We start from the raw sequence: 16,490 nt of genomic DNA, 5'->3' as shown, positions 1-16,490 counted from the left end.
ATGCTTCTCCGAGACGTCCGCGAGGCAGCGCGATGAGCGCCGTGGCGAACCCCGCGACCGTGGCCGAGTGCCTGCGGGTCGGCGCCGGGTTCTCCCAGGGCGACCGCAACTGGATCGCCGAGCAGTTCGGGACCCTGGACGCCCGGCTCGCCGGCTTCCACGCCGACGCCACCGAGCTGGAGGTGTCCGTCAAGGATCGCGAGGCCCGGGGCCAGAAGGTGACCCTGGAGTGCTGGATCGCCGGGCGGCAGAAGATCGTCACCACCTCGACCGAGGAGGATCTGCACGCCGCGCTCAACGACGTCCGGGACGACCTGCGCCGCAAGCTCAACGACGCGAAGACCCGGCAGGAGCCGCGCCACAACAAGCACCTGCGCGCCGTCGACCAGCCCGAGGGAACCCCGTTGCTGGACGCCGAGCGCGAGGACGCCGAGACCGCATGAATTCCGGCACGGCCCGCCCGCCCGGTGCCGGCGGGCGGGCCGTCCTGCGCCGAGGCGTTGTTAACAGGGGGCCCTTCCTCTACCGGAGGCGTTAACAAGGGCCCCCTCCTTTCACCACCCCTACCGCCGGGTAGCGCGGCGGCGTACCGTCGCGGTCGTGGAACCGGACGTGCTGGGCGCCCCCTACGAGCGGCGGACGATCGAGCTGGGCACCGACGACGAGGGGCCGGTGGTCGCGACCCTCGTGCGGCGGCGGACCGACCGCCCGACCGGCCGCGCCGTGCTCTACGTGCACGGCTTCGTCGACTACTTCTTCCAGACCCACGTGGCCGACTTCTTCGCCGAGCGCGGCTGGGACTTCTACGCGCTCGACCTGCGCAAGTACGGCCGCAGCCTGCTCCCGCACCAGACCCCGAACTTCTGCCGCGACCTGAGCGACTACTTCCCCGAGCTGGACGCCGCCGCGGAGATCATCCGCGCCGAGGAGGGCCACGACACCCTGCTCGCCATGGGCCACTCGACCGGCGGTCTGATCATCTCGCTCTGGGCGCACGACCGCCGCGACGCGGGCCTGGTCGACGGGATCGTGCTCAACAGCCCCTTCTTCGACATCAACGCGCCCTGGATGGTCCGCCGCCCCCTCGCGGCCGCCGTCTCCCGCCTGGGCCGCCGGGCGCCGCGGCGTGTGCTGCCGTTCGGCCTGGGCACGGTGTACGGCGAGAGCCTGCACGCCGACCACCGGGGCGAGTGGCGGTACGACCTGGCCTGGAAGCCGCTCGCCGGATTCCCGGTGCGGGCCGGCTGGATCAACGCGATCCGTGCCGGTCAGCGCCGCCTGCGGGCCGGGCTGGACATCCCGGTGCCGGTGCTGCTCGCCTGTTCCACGCGCAGTTTCCGGGGCGCCAAGTGGCACGACAGCGCCACCGGTGCCGACGCGGTGCTCGACGTCGAGCACATGGTGCGCTGGGCGCCCCGCCTCGGGCGGCACGTCACGCTCGCCCGTTTCGACGGCGGGCTGCACGACCTCACGCTGTCCAGTCCCGGCGTACGCGAGAAGGTCTTCGCGGAGGTCGGACGGTGGGCGGAGGGCTTCCTCCGCGCCGGGCCGACCGAGCCGGAGCCGACGACGCCGCCCGCCCCGCGCAGGCCGGCCGACGCGAACGCCGAGGGCTGAGGCCGGTCCGTCCCACCGCCGGGACGTCGGGTTCGGTCGGCCGTCCCGCCGCCGGACGGCCACTTCAGTCGGCGACGACCGCCGCGAGCGCGGCGCGGATCCGGTCGAACGTCGCGACCGGGTGCCCGCCCGCGCGCGGCGGCAGCACCACGCCCAGGCAGCGCAGCACGGGCCCGCCGTCCGGCCCGGCCTCGACCGCGAACACCGGCGCGCCCACATAACCTGCGGGCAGCTCCGTCGTGACCCGCACCTCGCCGCCGTCCCGGGCGACCCGCTCGACCACCGCCTCCAACGGCCGCGACCCGCCGTCGCCGACACCGAGCGCCAGCACGAACGCCGACGCGGGCGCCGCGCCGATCCGCGCGACCGAGCCGGGCGGCGCGGCCACCGCCTCGGTGACCTGCTGGGTACGCCAGCACCAGCCCCGATCGTCGGCGTAGCCGTGCAGGCCGCCGGTCGGCATCGCGGCGATCCCCAGTTCGGGCAGGTGCAGCCAGTGGTCGGCGAAACCGGGCAGGTCGATCGGCTCGTCCGCCCCCTCGGCCGGGTCGGTGACGCTAGGCCGCAACCCGATCTCGCCGTACGCCCGGCCGGTCAGCGCGTCGGCGGTGAGCAGCCACTCGTGCGCGATCTCGCCGTCGTCGGTGGCGCCGACCAGCTCGCTGTAGAAGAAGGCGGTGCCGGCGACGCCCGCCGGCGCTCCCGGCGCGTCCGAGCCGGTGAGGGGCAGAATGGCCCGCCCGAGGAGCTGGCACAGCTCGAAGACGATCTCGTTCTCGGTTTCCTGGTCGAGCAGCATCCGACGAGGGTACGGATCGCGGCCCGCCCGGCCCGCGCCGGACCCGCCGGAACTGTGGTGCCGGTCCGGGCCCCGGCATGGGACGCTGAGGGACGGAAACGGACGCGCCGACCCGTACCCCCGGACACGTGGGGAGCGGCGGTACCCTCTTGGCGCGACGATCGTCGGCGCGCGCCCGTAGCTCAGCGGATAGAGCAGGGGACTTCTAATCCCAAGGCCGCAGGTTCGAATCCTGCCGGGCGCACCCCCACCACCGCAGGTCGGCGGCTGACGCCACCGGTTGAGACGGAGTCGCCGAACGGTTCCGGTTCGCGGGTGGTGGGCAGCTAGCTAGTTGAGCAGCAGCGTGGGTCGAGCGTCGCTGCGGCCGGATGTGAGAACCCGGGTCAGGCCACGCTTGAGCATCGAAACCTGATCAGCGGTCAGGTGCAGGCCGAAGGTGGCATCGGTCGGCAACGCGAGTGCCTGGGCCGCCTCGCTCGTGAGCTTGAGCCTCAGCCGCGTCCCGGTCACCTCACATTCGACGACTCCGCCGTAGTGGGTAGCCTGCCCCGGATCGACCACCAGGCAGTACGTGTCAAAGCCCAAGGCGATTTCCTGCGGGTCTTCCAGGGCATCCTCGTCGCACTCCATCAGGGCCAGTTGCCAGGACTCTGGTTCACCGGTGTCGCCCACCGCGATGACGTAGACGCCATCGTCTTCCTCACCCACGTCGCGCAGGGTCGACGGTGCGAATCCGTGTGAGGTGCCCATCGCGTCATCCTTCGGTCGGCTGTCCTGCCGCTGATCTTGCTCATCGGTCAGGAGCCGTGCAACCTCCGTACGAATGGTGGCGTCCCGCCTTCGGTCAAGACAGGTGCGGTACAGCCATCGGTACGGGCACAGGCACCAGATCGCGAGCGACAGCTAGTAGGTTGTGGCCGCCATGGAGTTCACCCGGTTCGCGTTGATGTCGGCCTACGTCGTCCTGGTGCTGCTAACGCTGGCGTGGCCGTTGCTCGCGGTCGGCGCTGCGACGCTGCCCCTGTGGGGTCTGCTCGTCCTGGTGAACGCGCGAAGACGAATGAGCACACCCGACCCGGCCAGACGACAGAGACGTGTCCGCTGGTTGCTGATCGCCGGGCCGGTGCTGACGGCACTTGCCACATACGGTTACGGGCTGAGCCGAATGGCGTCCGGCTTGCCGACCGACCCCGACGACAGGTGCCGGATCGCGATGCGTGGCGACATGCCGTACGACCCGGAGCGAGCGGGTGGGTCGTCGTCCATCTGGCCACTGCATGACACCACGTGTGGGCCGGAGTTGGTGCCGGGGTTCGTCAACCCGCTGGTGGCCGGGGCGGCTGTGGTGTCCGTGGTGCTCCTCGTGACCATGGCGTGGGTGACGATCAGGGCCCGGCGGTCGAACGTCGCCGAGCCGTGATCGTCAGCGCGACTGGATGGCCGAAGCCCGCTCAGGCAGCCGTCAGCGCCGCCAAGGCCCGGTCCATCGCGGCGTTGAACTCCTCCGGCTTCAGCGTCAGCCGGGACTTGACGTCGCGACTCCACTGGTCGGCCAGCACCTCGGCGGAACCCGCCTCGACACCGTCGAGCGCCGCGTCGGCCAGCTCGGACGGCGCGATCTTGTCGACGGGCCAGCCCGCCGACATGTCGGTGTCGGCCAGGCCGAGGTGCACCGCCGTCACGAGCGTGCCCTGGTCGGCGAGTTCCAGGCGTACGCCGTTCGTCATGGCCCACGCGGCGGCCTTGGTCAGGTGGTAGGCGCCGGCGCCCCTGGTCCCGAACCACGACATGGCGGAGAGCACGTTCACGATCGCACCGCCGCCGTGCCGGGCGAGCGCCGGTGCGAACGCCCTGATCATCGTCAGATGCCCGAGCACGTTGGTCTCCACCTCGTGCCGTACCCCGTCCAGCGAGCCGGTCACCAGGTCGGTTCCGGTCTGGATCCCGGCGTTGTTGACGAGCAGCGTGACATCCGGCGCGGCAGCGGCGACGGCTCGCACCGACGCGGCACTGGTGATGTCCAGCGGAAGCACCTCGACGCCGGGCAGGTCGACGGTCTCGGGGCGGCGGGCGGTCGCGTAGACCTTGCGGGCACCGCGTTCGAGCAGGCGCTGGGCGAAGGCGCGGCCCAGGCCGCGGTTGGCTCCGGTGACGAGGGCTACCGATTCGTTGATGTCCATGCCGGTACGCTAAAACCTGACGTTGACGTCAGAGGCAAGTGTTGATCGCCGACACCGGGGTGAGAGGGGTCACCGTGACCGAGCCGCTGATCCGCATCGGGGAGGTGGCGCGCGACGCCGGTGTCTCGGTGCGTGCCGTGCGCTACTACGAGCAGCAGGGCCTTCTCCTCCCCCGGCGCAGCGCGTCCGGCCAGCGCCTCTACCGGCCGGACACGGTCACGCTGGTGCGCTTCATCCAGCAGATGTACGCGGCCGGCCTGACCAGCCGCAGGATCGCCGAACTCCTGCCGTGCTGGGACTCCGGGCACACCGATCCCGGGCAGCGGGCCATGCTGCGCGCCGAGCGCGAGCGTATCCAGGCCAAGGTCGACGACCTCCGGGCCGCGCTGGACCGCCTCGACGAGGTCATCGCGATCACCGACACGCACCCGTAGGCGCGGCCCGCCGGACCCGGCAGGGTGCTCAGCGGTCCTCGGCCTCCCGGCGGGCGCGCAGCGCGCCGACGACCGCCAGCCCCACGCCGCCGAGCGCGACAGCCATCTCCACCGCCGAGGACACCTCAAGGGCGCCTGCCGCCGGAGCGTCCACGCTCACCATGACGCCGGGTTGCAGGAAGGCGCCCTTCGCGGGCTCGACGAACGTCCACCAGCTCGCCCATGTGGAGGCGAGATCCGCGCAGGTCCACACCGCGACCACCGACAGCAGGGCCATTCCCGCCGGGAGGAGCCCGCGCCGGTCGCTCCGCCGTCCGGACGACGCCAGCACCCCGGCGGTCACGAGCACGGCGAGCAACGCCGGCCACACCGCCACGAACAGGTCGGGCAGCGGCGGTTCGCCGGGTGTCAGCGCCACGCTCACCACGCACCAGACGACCACGACCACCGCCAGGACCGTCGTCACCACACCGCGCCGCCCGCCGCGCGCCGGAGCCGCCGACACGGCGACACCCAGCAGGAGTACGCCGAGAGCCAGGCCCCACGCGGTCAGCCGCTGCCGGTCGAGGCCGTCCTGCCAGCTCTCCAGCAGGTACGCCCGCGCCGCCGCCTGGCCCCGTAGCGGCTCGCCCGCGTCCGCCGCCTGCTCCCGGTGCCGGTGCATGTTCGCGGCCGCCACCAGGGCGAACAGCCCGGCACCGGCGGCGGCGCCCCACCGCGCCCGGCGGGTGCCGGAGGCCGTGAGGGCGTGGCCGCACAGCGCCGCCAGCGTGACCACCGCCCACAGAAGCGAAGCCTCCCGCATGGCGAGCAGCGCGGCTCCGACCGACAGCAGACCGGCGACGACCGCGGCGACTCGCAGGCCCGACGACAAGCGCATGGCGGAGAGAGTGGCACAGGAATCCGGGCCGCGAGGACCCGCCGTTTTCGTCGGTGGTCTTGGGCATGATCGCGTACGCCGCCGAGCGGTGGCGGTCGACGAGCGGGACTAGCGTGCCGTTCCGGCGAGCAGCCACCGCCGGACGGGCACCTCCAGCAGCACCCGGTCCCCGTCCGTGGTGACCGGCTGCCGGATGTCCCATCCCGCGTACTTCTCGGCGAACGCCGCGACGATCGCGGGCGGGAAGGCGGCATGGTGCACGCGGGCCTCGCCCTCGGCGACGACCGGGTGGACGCCGTCCTCCAGGGCGAGCGAGACGCGGGGGTCGGCGGTCACGTTGCGCGCCTTGACGCTGCGTCCCTCGCAGGCGACCCACCAGACGCCGTCGGTGTGGACGAACCACACCGGAGTGACGTGCGGGGAGCCGTCCGGGCGCAGCGTGCAGAGCCAGACGTTGCGCTCGCGGGCGAGCCGGTCCGCGACGTCCGCCGCGAGCTCAGCCCGGCTCACTCGCAGATCCGCCACTCCCCGTCCTCCTTGACCATGGGGAACTCCTGGGTCACCTTGTTGCCGACCTCCGGCGTGAAGCGGATGGTCGTCGACCCGCTCACCAGACCGTTGTTGTTCGACACGTTGATGCCGGTGATGGCGTAGCCGGTGAACTCCGGCTGCGAGGCCCGCTGCTGGGCGAACTCCTCCTCGCTGACCCGCTCGCGTACCCGGGTGCAGAGCTGCCGGTACGCGGCCGGATAGTCGCGGTCGACGATCGCCTCGGCGAACGTCTCCGCAGCGGATCGGGCCGGCCCGGTGGCGTCCTTCACCACGCGGAACAGGAGGAATCCGCCGAACACGCCGCCGGAGCAGCAGAGCGCGAGCACCACGCCCAGGACGATGAACAGGGTTCGCTTGGACTTCTTGGGCGGGACCGGGGGCTGCTGATACGCCATGATCGGCAGGATAGGAGGCCCGGACAAGCGTTAACCGGATACCCGGCCTCCCCTTCTCGCCGGCCATCGACCGATGTCGGCACAGCGCACCCGGGATCCGCGCCGCTGAACGCCGGGCCGGAGGGCGGCTACTTTACGGCGGAGCGAAACTCGTCAACCACCAAGGGTGACCAGTTGCGACAAACCGTGTTATTCTCCGGCGTCGATCTAAGCCCGCGCGGACCCGGCCGGGTCGCTGCCGGAAGGACATCCCCCCGATGCCGGTCGCTGCCGCCATGCCGCTGCCACGGCCCCCGCTGGCCCGCCCGGCGGGTGACGCGTTCAGCCTGATCTTCACCACCCTGCCGGCGCTGCTGCGGCTCACCTGCGGCCTGGTCGGCGCGGTGGTCGCGCTGTCGGTGCGTACGCCGCCGGTGCGGGTCGCGCTGTTGATCCCCGCGGTCGTCGTGCTCACCGCCTGGTCGGTCTGGTACGCGTGGCGGGCGTTCCGGCACGGCATCGACGGCCCGCTGGTCGCCGGTGACGTGGCGCTGACCACCGCCGCCGCGCTCGCCGTGCCGTGGCTCGTCGCGCCGGAGGTGCTGCCGGGCGAGGCGAGCTGGATCGCGGTGCTGGCCAGCTCGACGATCATCAACGCGCAGGCCACCGCGCCGGCCCGCTGGTCCGTGCCGGCCGGCCTGCTGGTCGCCGCCGCGTACGGCACCGGCACCACGCTGGCCGGCAACCCGGCCGAGGCGCGGGCGCACGTCGCGACACTGCTGGTGCAGACCGGCAGCACGGCGGTGATGACAGCGGTGATGCGCCGCCGGATCGCCCGCGCCGACGCCGCGTTCGCCGACTACCAGCGGCTGTCCCGCGAGGCGGTGGTGGCGCGCGCCGCCCGCGAGGCCGAACGGCGGCACAACCGCGACCTGCACGACACGGTCCTGGGCACGCTCACCATGGTCGGCCTCGGCGCGGTGCCCGACTCGGCGACGTTGCGCGACCGGTGCGTGCACGACCTGCGTACCCTCACCGCCCTGGCGGGGGCGCGGACCGCGAGCGCACCCGCCGAGGCCGACCTGGACGAACGGCTGCGCGAGTTGCTCGCCGGTGCGCCCGGCCCGGCGGTGACCGCGACGTTGGAACCGTGCCGGCTGCCGGCGGAGGTCGTCACGGCGCTCGCCGACAGCGCCGCCGCCGCGCTGGCGAACGTGGCGCGGCACGCGCCGGGCGCGGCGGCGGCGCTGCGCCTGGCCCGCGAGGGTGACACCGTCGTGGTCGAGGTGGCCGACGACGGTCCCGGCTTCGACCCGGCGACGGTCCCGGCCCACAGGTACGGGCTGCGCGAGTCGATCCACGGGCGGATGAGCACTGTGGGCGGTCGGGCGGTGGTGACTTCCGCCCCTGGCGCCGGCACCCGTATCCGGCTGGAGTGGTCCGGTGGCGACTGAGTCGGGCACGGCGGCGACGGCCGGCCCCGCGCTGCGGCCGCTGCCCCGGCCTCGTGCGGCGGCGCGATCCGGAGCGCCGACGGCCCCGCCCGAGGCGCACGCGGTGGCCCACGCGTCCGACCAGGGCGCGCGGATCGCGGTGATCGTCATCGCGGCGGCCTGGCATCTGGGGGTCGCGTTGCCGGCCGTGTCGCGGGCCGGGCAGGGCATGGCGGCCCCGGCCGTGGTGGCGGCGGGCTGGCTGGTGACCGCGCTGGTCGGCGTCGGCGCGGGGGTACGGCTGCTGCGCGGCGGACTGCCGCCGGCCGGGCCGCTGGCCGCGGTGCTGCTGGTGGTCGACGCGGCGGTGGTCACGGGGGCCGGCGAGCGGTTCCTGTTCAGCACCGCCAACTGGGTGTGGGGCGGCCTGGCCTGGTTCTTCCTGCTGGCGATCTGGCAGCGGCCGGCGCGCTGGCTGCTGGTCATGCTCACCGCGCACGGCGCGATCGCGCTGGCGGCTGTGGTGTTCTACGGGGCGACCGCCCCGGCCGACCTGAGCCGCACCGCGATGTACGTCTACGGCACCTCCACCCTGCCGGTGGCGGTCTTCGTCGGCGCGGCGGCGATCACCGCGCAGGCCCGGGAGCGGGCGGCCACCGCCGCGGCGACGCTCGCCGTGGCGGCGGAGCAGGAGGCGGCCGAGCATGCCCGCACCGAACGGCAGGCGCGCCTGGCCCTGGTCAGCGGCACCGCCGAGGAGGTGCTGGCCGAGCTGGCGGCCGGTGCGGCCGACCCGGCCGACCCGGCGGTACGGCGGCGCGCGGTGCTGGCCGCGGCCCGGCTGCGCCGGCTGATCGCGGAGTCGGACGACGTGCCGGACGCGTTGCTGCACGAACTGCGCGCGGCGGCCGACCTGGCCGAGCGCAACGGACTACCGATCGACCTGGTGTCGGTCGGCACGCCACCGGAGCTGCCGGTGGAGATCCGGCGCGGGCTGGCCGACCCGCTCACGGCGGCGCTCGCCGCGGCTGAGGGCTGGGCCCGGCTGACTGTGGTCGCGGGCCCGGACGAGGTGGTGGTCAGCCTGGTGACACCGGATCACGACGGCCCTGACGAGCCGGCGGCCGGCGGTTACGGGCCGGTGGAGCACCTGCACGAACGCGACGGGGAGATCAGATGGACGCAGACCCGCTGGCGGCGGACGTGAACGCCGGCACCCCGATCGGGGTGGCGATCGTGGACGACCACCCGGTGGTGATCGACGGGGTGCGCGCCTGGCTGTCCGGCGAACCACGGCTGCGGGTGCTCGCCACCGGCGACGACCCGGACGAGGTGCTGCGCGCCGCGCCGGACGCCGAGGTGGTGCTGCTCGACCTGCGCCTGCACGGCCGGATGGTGCTGGACAAGCTGGCCGAGCTGAGCGCGGCCGGGCGCCGGGTGGTGGTCTACTCCGAGCACAGCGACCCGCAGACCATGCTCGCCGCGCTCGATGCCGGTGCGGTCGCGTTCCTGGCCAAGCACGAGGGGCGGGAGCACTGTGTGGCCACTGTGCTGGCGGCGGCGAGCGACCGGCCGTACGTGCCGCCGGCGCTGGCCGGCGCGATGGTCGGTGACGCCCGGCCGGACCGTCCGTCCCTGTCGGACAAGGAGCGGGAGGCGCTGCTGCTGTGGTTCCAGTCGATGTCGAAGGCGTCGGTGGCCCGCCGGATGCAGATCAGTGAGCACACCGTGAAGCAGTACGTCGACCGGGCGCGGATCAAGTACACCCGAGCGGGTCGTCCGGCCGCCACGAAGTCGGCGCTGCTCGCCCGGGCGATCGAGGACGGACTCGTCCGACCGGAAGATATCGGCATCTACCGGTCGCAGGCGTCGGCCGACCGGCCGACCCCCTAACAGGCGTCATGACAGTCACCTCGGGAATCCGGCAGGCTCTCCGATACCGCCAACCGTCATCGGGAGGTCGTACCGTGCCGGAGGACGCCACACCCTTCTTCGTCGGGCCACACCGGTTCGACGCCGACGACGACCCCACCCGTCCCGTGCTCGACCGGCGCTACGAGCTGGTGCCCGAGCCGGGCGAACGCCTGCTCGGCCAGCATCGCCTGCGCGTCGCCGGTCATCTGCTCGGCCCGAGCGAGGACGTCCGCTGCTGGTCGCTGCCCACCCCGGCGACGGTCACCGTGACCGACCGCCGGATCGCGTACGTCTGCACCGGCTCCGAGCTGTCACTGGTCTCCGGGCGGGACGGCCGGACGGACGCCCGGCACCGGCGCCCGGGCCGGCTGTCCCGCCTGGTCAGCGCGCAGATCCGCTGGCAGTGGCCGTCCCGGCTGGACCTGGCCGAGATCGGCGACGGCAGCGGTGAGCTGCGCGTCGTCTGCGACGCGCTGCGTACCATCAGGCAGCCCGCGCTTGCGCTGACCGGCCCGGTCGGGACGGTGGCCGCGCTGGCCCGGCAGGTGCGCCGCGCGGTGGCCGGTTTCCGGCTGGCGAACGCCGACCTGGTCGACCTGTCCCGGCCGGAACGGGACGCGCTCGCCGTCCGGGTGGCCGCCTCCCCCGGCCCGACGCTCGGCACCGTGACGCTGCCGGGCTCGCTGCCGGTGGAGTTCCTGTCCCGCGACGACTACTACCGTTCGCCGGAGGCCGAGACGTCGCGGTGGTCGTGGTCCGGCTTCCCGGCGCACGACCGGCCCGGCTCCGCCTGCTGACGCTCCCCCGTCGCGGGCGGGTCGCCGGGCGCGGGCGCGGTCAGGAGGCGCTGCGGGTGCGGCGCTCGGACCGGTCCAGCTCGACCGCCTCCTCCGGGGTCGGCGCGCCGCCGCCCAGGTGGGCCGGCTGCCACCAGGCGTCGTCCGGGCCGGACGGCTTGTCCGGGTACTCCCGCTGGGCCCGGTCCACGAGCGCCGACAGACGGGTACGCAGGTCGGCGGTCATGACTGTGGCGTCCGGGTAGGCGGCCGGGTCCATCGGCTCGCCGACGATGATGGTGATCGGCGTGTGCCGGCGGGTCAGCGTACGCGGGCGGCCCTTGGTCCACAGCCGCTGCGTGCCCCAGAGCGCCACCGGCAGCAGCGGCACGCCGGCCTCCTGCGACATCCGGGCCGCGCCGTTCTTCAGGTCCTTGACGGTGAAGGAGCGGCTGATCGTCGCCTCCGGGAAGACGCCCACCACCTCGCCCCGGCGCAGCGCGGCGACAGCCGTGGAGTACGAGCTGGCGCCGGCCGCGCGGTTGACCGGGATGTGCTTCATGCCGCGCATCAGCGGACCGGAGACGCTGTGCCGGAAGACGCTGTCCTTGGCCATGAACCGGACCAGCCGCTTCGCCGGGTGGGCGCCGTAGCCGCAGAAGATGAAGTCGAGGTAGCTCACGTGGTTGGACGCGAGGACGGCGCCGCCGGTGGCCGGCACGTGCTCGCTGCCGGACACGTCCAGACGCAGGTCGAGCAGCCGGAACATCGTCTTGGCGGCGGTGATCACAGGGGGGTACACGAGTTCCGACATGCCGAAACTTTACCCCGAGTAGGTTACGCGACCGTAGGGCCGATCTGACCGCCGTCGCCGGCGACTAGGTTCGAGGCATGCCCGACCTCGCCGCGATCGTCATCCACTGCCGCGACCCCTACCTGCTCGCCCCGTTCTGGAGTGCGGTCACCGGGCTGCCGCTGGTCGAGGAGGATCGGGTGAAGCTCACCGAGGGCACGCTCGCGCCGACCGAGGCGGTGCTGCTGCGTGATCCGCACGGCCGGCGTCCGGACCTGTGGATCAGCCCGGCCGACGTGCTGCCGGCGCCCGGCCGGATCCACCTCGACCTGGTCGGCGACGCCGAGGAGCGGGCCGCGGTGCTGGAGGCGGGCGCGACAGTCGTGCGCGAGCTGCCGCGCTGGACCGTGCTGGCCGACCCGGAGGGCAACGAGTTCTGCCTGCTGCCGCCGAACGAGGCGCACACCGCGCCGCCGCCGGGCCACTGAGCCACCGCCGGCCGGTTACCGAGCCGCCGCCCGGCGGCTGAGCCGGCTCAGCCGGCCGGTTCGTCAAGGTCGAGCCGGCCCCTGGCGAACGCGTCCACCCGGCCCCAGCGGCCCGGGATGTCAAGCACCTCGATCCGCCCCATGCCCACCGGCAGCCGCGGGTCCACCACCAGGTGCCCCTCGTGCGGCTCCAGCCCCAGCATGGTCCGCAACAGCAGCAGCGGCGCACCGGTGGACCAGGCCTGCGGGCTGCACGCGGTCGGGTACTCCACCGGGAACTTCGTCAGCTCGCGCTGGTAGCCGCCGAACGCCTCCGGCAGCCGGCCGTCGAAGTAGGTGGCCGCGTCGAGGATGCCGTTCGCCACGGTGGCGGCCTCCTCGGCGAAGCCGTACCGGCGCAGGCCCCACGCGGTGAACGAGTTGTCGAACGGCCAGATCGTGCCGTTGTGGTAGCCGATCGGGTTGTAGCGGACCTCGCCCTCGGCCAGCGTCCGCACCCCCCAGCCGGACCAGAGCCGGGGGCCGAGCAGATGCTCCGCGATCCTCGGCGCCCGCTCCTCGTCCACGATCCCGCTCCACAGCAGGTGGCCGATGTTGGAGCTGAGCACGTCGCACTGGCGGCCGTCCGGGTCCAGCGCGAGCGCGTAGAAGCCCCGGTCGGCGACCCACCAGTCGTCGTTGAAGCGCCGCTTCAGCTCCGCCGCCTCGCGTTCCAGTTGATCGGCGTACGCGGGGTCGTCCCAGAACAGCCGGGCCAGCCGGGCGGCCCGGGTCTTCGCGTCGTACGCGTACCCCTGCACCTCACAGGTGGCGCGGGGGAACGGCGGCAGCGTGCCGTCGGCGTACGAGATGGAGTCCCACGAGTCCTTCCAGCACTGGTTCTCCAGGCCGGTGTCGGTGTTGCGCCGCTCGTACCAGATGTAGCCGTTGCCGAGCAGGTCGGCGTAGTCGTCGATCCACTTCAGCGCGGCCCGGCACTCCCGTTCCAGCTCCTTGACCAGGGCGCCGTCGCCGCTCCACCGCTCGTACTCGTCGAGCAGCACCACGAACAGCGGCGTCGCGTCCACCGAGCCGTAGTACGGCGAGTGCGGCTGCTCCTCGAACGCGGCGGTCTCGCCGTACCGCATCTCGTGCAGGATCCGGCCCGGGTCCTCGTCCCGGAAGTCGTCGAACCGGGTGCCCTGGAGCGCGCCGAGGATGCGCAGCGTGGTCTTCGACATCTCCGGCGCGAACGGCAGCACCTGGAGGCAGGTGAGGATGCTGTCCCGGCCGAACATGGTCATGAACCAGGGCAGGCCGGCGGCGGGCAGCGTCTGCCCGCCGAGCGACAGCGGCGAGAAGCGCAACGCGGCGAGGTCGACAAGGCTCCGCCGGTACGTGGCGGCGAGTTCCTCGTGCTCGCTGTTCAGCTTCGGGGCCCGGCTGATCCACTCCTCCAGGTCGTGCTGGAGCGCGAGCCGCTCGGTGCCGTGCGCGCGCAGTCCCATCCGCAGGTCCCGGCCGCCGGGGCCGATCGCGAACGTCTGCACGTCGATGACGGCGTCCCACTGTTCGTTGGGCTCCAACCGGATGCTCCAGGCGAAGCCGCGCTGGTCGTAGCGGGCCGGCCGGTTGGCCGAGACGAACGTCTCGCGCCGGAAGTTGCCGCGCCGGTAGCCCAGGCGCAGCCGGTCCGGATCGGCCTCGGCGTAGTGTTCGCCCTTCTTGTTGAGGATCTCGTCCTTGACCTGGAACAGGTCGGCGAAGTCGGCCCCGGCGTCCATCCGGATCTCCAGGTCGACCGCTTTCTCGTCGTGGTTGAGGATGGTCAGCGTCTCGCGGAAGCTGCCGCCGACCGCCCGCTCCCGGATGACCGACAGCTTCGCGTCGATGTAGTGCGTGGCCACGCCGGGCACCAGGAAGAACCGGGCCTCGTAGTACTGCAGGTCGTCGTAGGACAACGCGTTGAGCCGCTCGCCGTTGACGGTGAGCACCCACTTCGACAGGTACCGCGTGTCGAGCGAGAACAGGCCGGTCGGCTCGCTCGGTGTGGCCTCGATGTCGCCGGTGTCCTGGCTCACCACGAACGTGTTGCCGTCCAGGATCCGGACGGTGTTCCCGCCGGGCATCAGGCGGCCCTCCCGGCGAACGTGTGGTGCGGTCCCCGGGAGGCCGGCGGGCCGGGGAAGACCCGCTCGACCTGCAACACGAGCCGCAGGTCCCCGACGACTGTCATGTCGCCGCGCAGCAGCGCCGCGATGGGGTTCTCCTCGCCGCCGACCATCTCGGCGAACAGGCGCGGATCGGTGCCGACGACAGTGTCGGCCTCGCCGTCCTCCTGCCGGACCCGCAGGTTCCCGTGGTCGATCTCCAGCAGCCAGTGCGTGGTGTGCGGGCCCTCGTGCAGGTCGCAGCGGAGCGTCCCGGATGTCTTGGCCAGCAGCGGCTCGAACCCGCGCCGATCCAGGTCCTCGAAGAATCTCGTGGTCATGTCCACCATCCGGGTGACTCCTCCCGCGATCCGCGGTCCACCTGTCCGAGGCTCCGTATCCCCACCCGGCCCGGGGTCAACCTCGCCCGAACCGGGTGAGCCCGGCGCACGGCGCGGACAACGCGACGCCGGCCCCCGAACCGGGGACCGGCGTCATCGCGGCGGACAGGTCAGTTGTTGGGGTCGTCGGCGCTGATGTCCGCGAGCACCGACTGGGGTTCCCGTTCCACCGCCAGGTCACCCATGGAGATCAGGCCGACCAGACGGCCGTCGTCGACCACCGGGAGCCGGCGGACCGCGTACGTGCGCATCAGGTCGGCGGCGGCCACGACGTCGTCGTTCTGGCTCACGGTCACCACGTCCCGGCTGGTGATCTGGTTGAGCCGGGTGGCGGTGGGATCCATGTCCTCCGCCACGCCGCGTACCGTGATGTCCCGGTCCGTCACGATGCCGACCACGTTGTCACCGTCGGTCACCACCACGTCGCCGATGGCGCTGTCCCGCATCTCCTGCGCCGCGGCGATGAGCGTGTCGTTGCCGTCCATCGTCACCAACCGGGTCGTCATGAACTCTCCGACCGTTGTCATGGTGCTCCCCTCTCGGTGTCGGCACGGCGGTCTACCCGCCGGCCGAGCCGGGGTAACGCGGAGGAGCCCACGACGGCGGCGTCAGCGTTCGGCGGCGACCAGCTCGGCGAGCTGCACGGCGTTGAGCGCCGCGCCCTTGCGCAGGTTGTCGTTGGCGCAGAACAGCGAGAGCCCGTGCTCGACGGTCTCGTCGGCCCGGATCCGCCCGACGAACGTCGGGTCCTGGCCGGCCGCCTCCAGCGGCGTCGGCACGTCGCGCAGCGCCACGCCGGGTGCGCCGTCGAGCAGCTCACGGGCACGGGCCGGGTCGATCGGCCGGGCGAACCGGGCGTTGATCTGCAACGAGTGGCCGGTGAAGACCGGCACCCGCACGCACGTGCCGGAGACCTTCAGCCCGGGGATCTCCAGGATCTTGCGGCTCTCGTTGCGCAGCTTCTGCTCCTCGTCGGTCTCGTCGGAGCCGTCGTCGACGATCGAGCCGGCGAGCGGGAGCACGTTGAAGGCGATCGGGCGGGCGAACGAGCGCGCCGCCGGGAACTCGACCGCCCCGCCGTCGAAGGCGAGCCCGGTGGCGCCCTCGGCCACCTTGCGGACCTGCTCGTCCAGTTCCGCCACGCCGGCCAGGCCGGCGCCGGAGACCGCCTGGTACGTGGCGATGACGAGGCTGACCAGTCCGGCCTCGTCGTGCAGCGGGCGCAGCACCGGCATGGCGGCCATCGTGGTGCAGTTCGGGTTGGCCACGATGCCCTTCGGGCGGTCCGCGATCGCGTGCGGGTTGACCTCGGCCACCACCAGCGGCACCCGCGGGTCCATCCGGAACGCCGAGGAGTTGTCGATCACCACGGCGCCGGCCTCGGCGACCCGGGGAGCCAGCTCCTTCGCGGTGCCCTTGCCCGCCGAGAAGAGCACGATGTCCAGCCCGCGGTAGTCCGCGGTGGCCGCGTCCTCGACCGTGACCTCGCCGTCGCGCCAGGGCAGCGTGCGCCCGGCCGACCGGGCCGAGGCGAACAGGCGCACCTGCTCCGCCGGGAACTCGCGCTCCGCCAGCACCTGCCGCATGACGCCACCGACCTGGCCGGTGGCTCCCACAATGCCGATCCTCATGCCCGCGAGGCTACCCAGCCGGGCGGCGCGGGTGGGAAACGTTTCCCACCGCGCGGATGGGGGGCGACGGGAATCACAGGCCCGCG

The 16,490-nt window shown here is 73.0% G+C and carries 20 protein-coding genes and 1 tRNA gene; 10 read left to right on the top strand and 11 right to left on the bottom strand.

The genetic code is table 11. The features are described 5' to 3' along the window. Positions 1 to 32: 32 nt before the first annotated feature. Positions 33 to 443, top strand: coding sequence for an HPF/RaiA family ribosome-associated protein (locus AB0D28_RS15710; RefSeq protein ID WP_357386259.1), 411 nt, complete (start codon positions 33 to 35; stop codon positions 441 to 443). Positions 444 to 600: 157 nt separating this feature from the next. Beyond that, on the top strand, positions 601 to 1,617 hold the full coding sequence (locus AB0D28_RS15705; protein ID WP_357386257.1) for an alpha/beta hydrolase: 1,017 nt from the start codon (positions 601 to 603) through the stop codon (positions 1,615 to 1,617). Positions 1,618 to 1,681: 64 nt separating this feature from the next. Here AB0D28_RS15705 and AB0D28_RS15700 read toward each other — a convergent pair whose 3' ends face one another. Beyond that, complete coding sequence (locus AB0D28_RS15700; RefSeq protein WP_357386255.1) at positions 1,682 to 2,416, bottom strand: hypothetical protein; 735 nt, start codon at positions 2,414 to 2,416, stop codon at positions 1,682 to 1,684. A gap of 171 nt (positions 2,417 to 2,587) precedes the next feature. On the opposite strand from AB0D28_RS15700, the gene AB0D28_RS15695 reads away from it, so the two are divergent. After that, positions 2,588 to 2,660, top strand: a tRNA-Arg gene (locus AB0D28_RS15695). Between the two features lie 86 nt (positions 2,661 to 2,746). Here the strand turns inward: AB0D28_RS15695 and AB0D28_RS15690 are convergent. Next, positions 2,747 to 3,169, bottom strand: a complete 423-nt coding sequence (locus tag AB0D28_RS15690; RefSeq protein ID WP_357386253.1) for an Imm10 family immunity protein — start codon at positions 3,167 to 3,169, stop codon at positions 2,747 to 2,749. Positions 3,170 to 3,341: 172 nt separating this feature from the next. On the opposite strand from AB0D28_RS15690, the gene AB0D28_RS15685 reads away from it, so the two are divergent. Then, a complete protein-coding gene (locus tag AB0D28_RS15685) occupies positions 3,342 to 3,839 on the top strand; it encodes a hypothetical protein (protein WP_357386252.1) in 498 nt (165 codons plus the stop codon). A 31-nt stretch (positions 3,840 to 3,870) separates the two neighbouring features. On the opposite strand, the gene AB0D28_RS15680 is transcribed toward AB0D28_RS15685, so the two are convergent. Continuing rightward, positions 3,871 to 4,599, bottom strand: a complete 729-nt coding sequence (locus AB0D28_RS15680) for an SDR family oxidoreductase (protein WP_357386250.1) — start codon at positions 4,597 to 4,599, stop codon at positions 3,871 to 3,873. Between the two features lie 74 nt (positions 4,600 to 4,673). On the opposite strand from AB0D28_RS15680, the gene AB0D28_RS15675 reads away from it, so the two are divergent. After that, entirely contained in the window at positions 4,674 to 5,033 is a 360-nt protein-coding gene (locus tag AB0D28_RS15675) for a MerR family transcriptional regulator (RefSeq protein ID WP_357386248.1), read from the top strand. 28 nt (positions 5,034 to 5,061) lie between these two features. Here the strand turns inward: AB0D28_RS15675 and AB0D28_RS15670 are convergent, their stop codons facing one another. The 3 genes from AB0D28_RS15670 to AB0D28_RS15660 all read right to left on the bottom strand — a co-directional run bounded on the left by AB0D28_RS15670 (position 5,062) and on the right by AB0D28_RS15660 (position 6,860). Next, the gene (locus tag AB0D28_RS15670) at positions 5,062 to 5,913 is read right to left on the bottom strand and encodes an aminopeptidase (protein WP_357386246.1); all 852 of its coding nucleotides are present in this window, start codon (positions 5,911 to 5,913) and stop codon (positions 5,062 to 5,064) included. A gap of 108 nt (positions 5,914 to 6,021) precedes the next feature. Next, positions 6,022 to 6,423, bottom strand: a complete 402-nt coding sequence (locus AB0D28_RS15665; protein ID WP_357386244.1) for a pyridoxamine 5'-phosphate oxidase family protein — start codon at positions 6,421 to 6,423, stop codon at positions 6,022 to 6,024. Then, a complete protein-coding gene (locus AB0D28_RS15660) occupies positions 6,420 to 6,860 on the bottom strand; it encodes a hypothetical protein (RefSeq protein WP_357386242.1) in 441 nt (146 codons plus the stop codon). The genes AB0D28_RS15665 and AB0D28_RS15660 overlap by 4 nt, the downstream gene beginning before the upstream one ends. Positions 6,861 to 7,117: 257 nt before the next feature. Between AB0D28_RS15660 and AB0D28_RS15655 the strand changes: the two genes are divergently transcribed. The 4 genes from AB0D28_RS15655 to AB0D28_RS15640 all read left to right on the top strand — a co-directional run bounded on the left by AB0D28_RS15655 (position 7,118) and on the right by AB0D28_RS15640 (position 10,983). Then, complete coding sequence (locus AB0D28_RS15655) at positions 7,118 to 8,293, top strand: ATP-binding protein (RefSeq protein ID WP_357386240.1); 1,176 nt, start codon at positions 7,118 to 7,120, stop codon at positions 8,291 to 8,293. 40 nt (positions 8,294 to 8,333) lie between these two features. Then, positions 8,334 to 9,479, top strand: coding sequence for a hypothetical protein (locus tag AB0D28_RS15650; protein WP_357386374.1), 1,146 nt, complete (start codon positions 8,334 to 8,336; stop codon positions 9,477 to 9,479). After that, positions 9,449 to 10,165, top strand: coding sequence for a response regulator transcription factor (locus tag AB0D28_RS15645; RefSeq protein WP_357386238.1), 717 nt, complete (start codon positions 9,449 to 9,451; stop codon positions 10,163 to 10,165). The genes AB0D28_RS15650 and AB0D28_RS15645 overlap by 31 nt, the downstream gene beginning before the upstream one ends. Positions 10,166 to 10,239: 74 nt before the next feature. Continuing rightward, a complete protein-coding gene (locus tag AB0D28_RS15640; protein WP_357386236.1) occupies positions 10,240 to 10,983 on the top strand; it encodes a hypothetical protein in 744 nt (247 codons plus the stop codon). A gap of 40 nt (positions 10,984 to 11,023) precedes the next feature. On the opposite strand, the gene AB0D28_RS15635 is transcribed toward AB0D28_RS15640, so the two are convergent. Continuing rightward, entirely contained in the window at positions 11,024 to 11,776 is a 753-nt protein-coding gene (locus tag AB0D28_RS15635) for a lysophospholipid acyltransferase family protein (protein ID WP_357386234.1), read from the bottom strand. Positions 11,777 to 11,853: 77 nt separating this feature from the next. Here AB0D28_RS15635 and AB0D28_RS15630 point away from each other — a divergent pair, with 77 nt between their 5' ends. Further along, the gene (locus AB0D28_RS15630) at positions 11,854 to 12,243 is read left to right on the top strand and encodes a VOC family protein (RefSeq protein ID WP_357386232.1); all 390 of its coding nucleotides are present in this window, start codon (positions 11,854 to 11,856) and stop codon (positions 12,241 to 12,243) included. 47 nt (positions 12,244 to 12,290) lie between these two features. Here AB0D28_RS15630 and AB0D28_RS15625 read toward each other — a convergent pair whose 3' ends face one another. The 4 genes from AB0D28_RS15625 to AB0D28_RS15610 form a co-directional block, all read right to left on the bottom strand. After that, entirely contained in the window at positions 12,291 to 14,351 is a 2,061-nt protein-coding gene (locus AB0D28_RS15625) for a glycogen debranching N-terminal domain-containing protein (RefSeq protein ID WP_357386230.1), read from the bottom strand. Beyond that, positions 14,351 to 14,722 carry an SCP2 sterol-binding domain-containing protein gene (locus AB0D28_RS15620; protein WP_357386228.1) on the bottom strand — a complete coding sequence of 124 codons (372 nt, stop codon included), beginning with the start codon at positions 14,720 to 14,722 and terminating at the stop codon, positions 14,351 to 14,353. The genes AB0D28_RS15625 and AB0D28_RS15620 overlap by 1 nt, the downstream gene beginning before the upstream one ends. A gap of 161 nt (positions 14,723 to 14,883) precedes the next feature. After that, positions 14,884 to 15,300, bottom strand: coding sequence for a CBS domain-containing protein (locus AB0D28_RS15615; protein WP_357386226.1), 417 nt, complete (start codon positions 15,298 to 15,300; stop codon positions 14,884 to 14,886). An 81-nt stretch (positions 15,301 to 15,381) separates the two neighbouring features. After that, positions 15,382 to 16,404 (bottom strand): aspartate-semialdehyde dehydrogenase, encoded by a 1,023-nt coding sequence (locus tag AB0D28_RS15610; RefSeq protein WP_357386224.1) that lies wholly within the window; start codon positions 16,402 to 16,404, stop codon positions 15,382 to 15,384. Positions 16,405 to 16,490: the final 86 nt, after the last annotated feature.

Origin of the sequence: Micromonospora sp. NPDC048169 (assembly GCF_040652815.1) — a bacterium.
Taxonomy (GTDB): Bacteria; Actinomycetota; Actinomycetes; order Mycobacteriales; family Micromonosporaceae; genus Micromonospora.
Note: the sequence above shows the minus strand (reverse complement) of the source record. Positions and strands in the feature narration are given on the sequence as shown.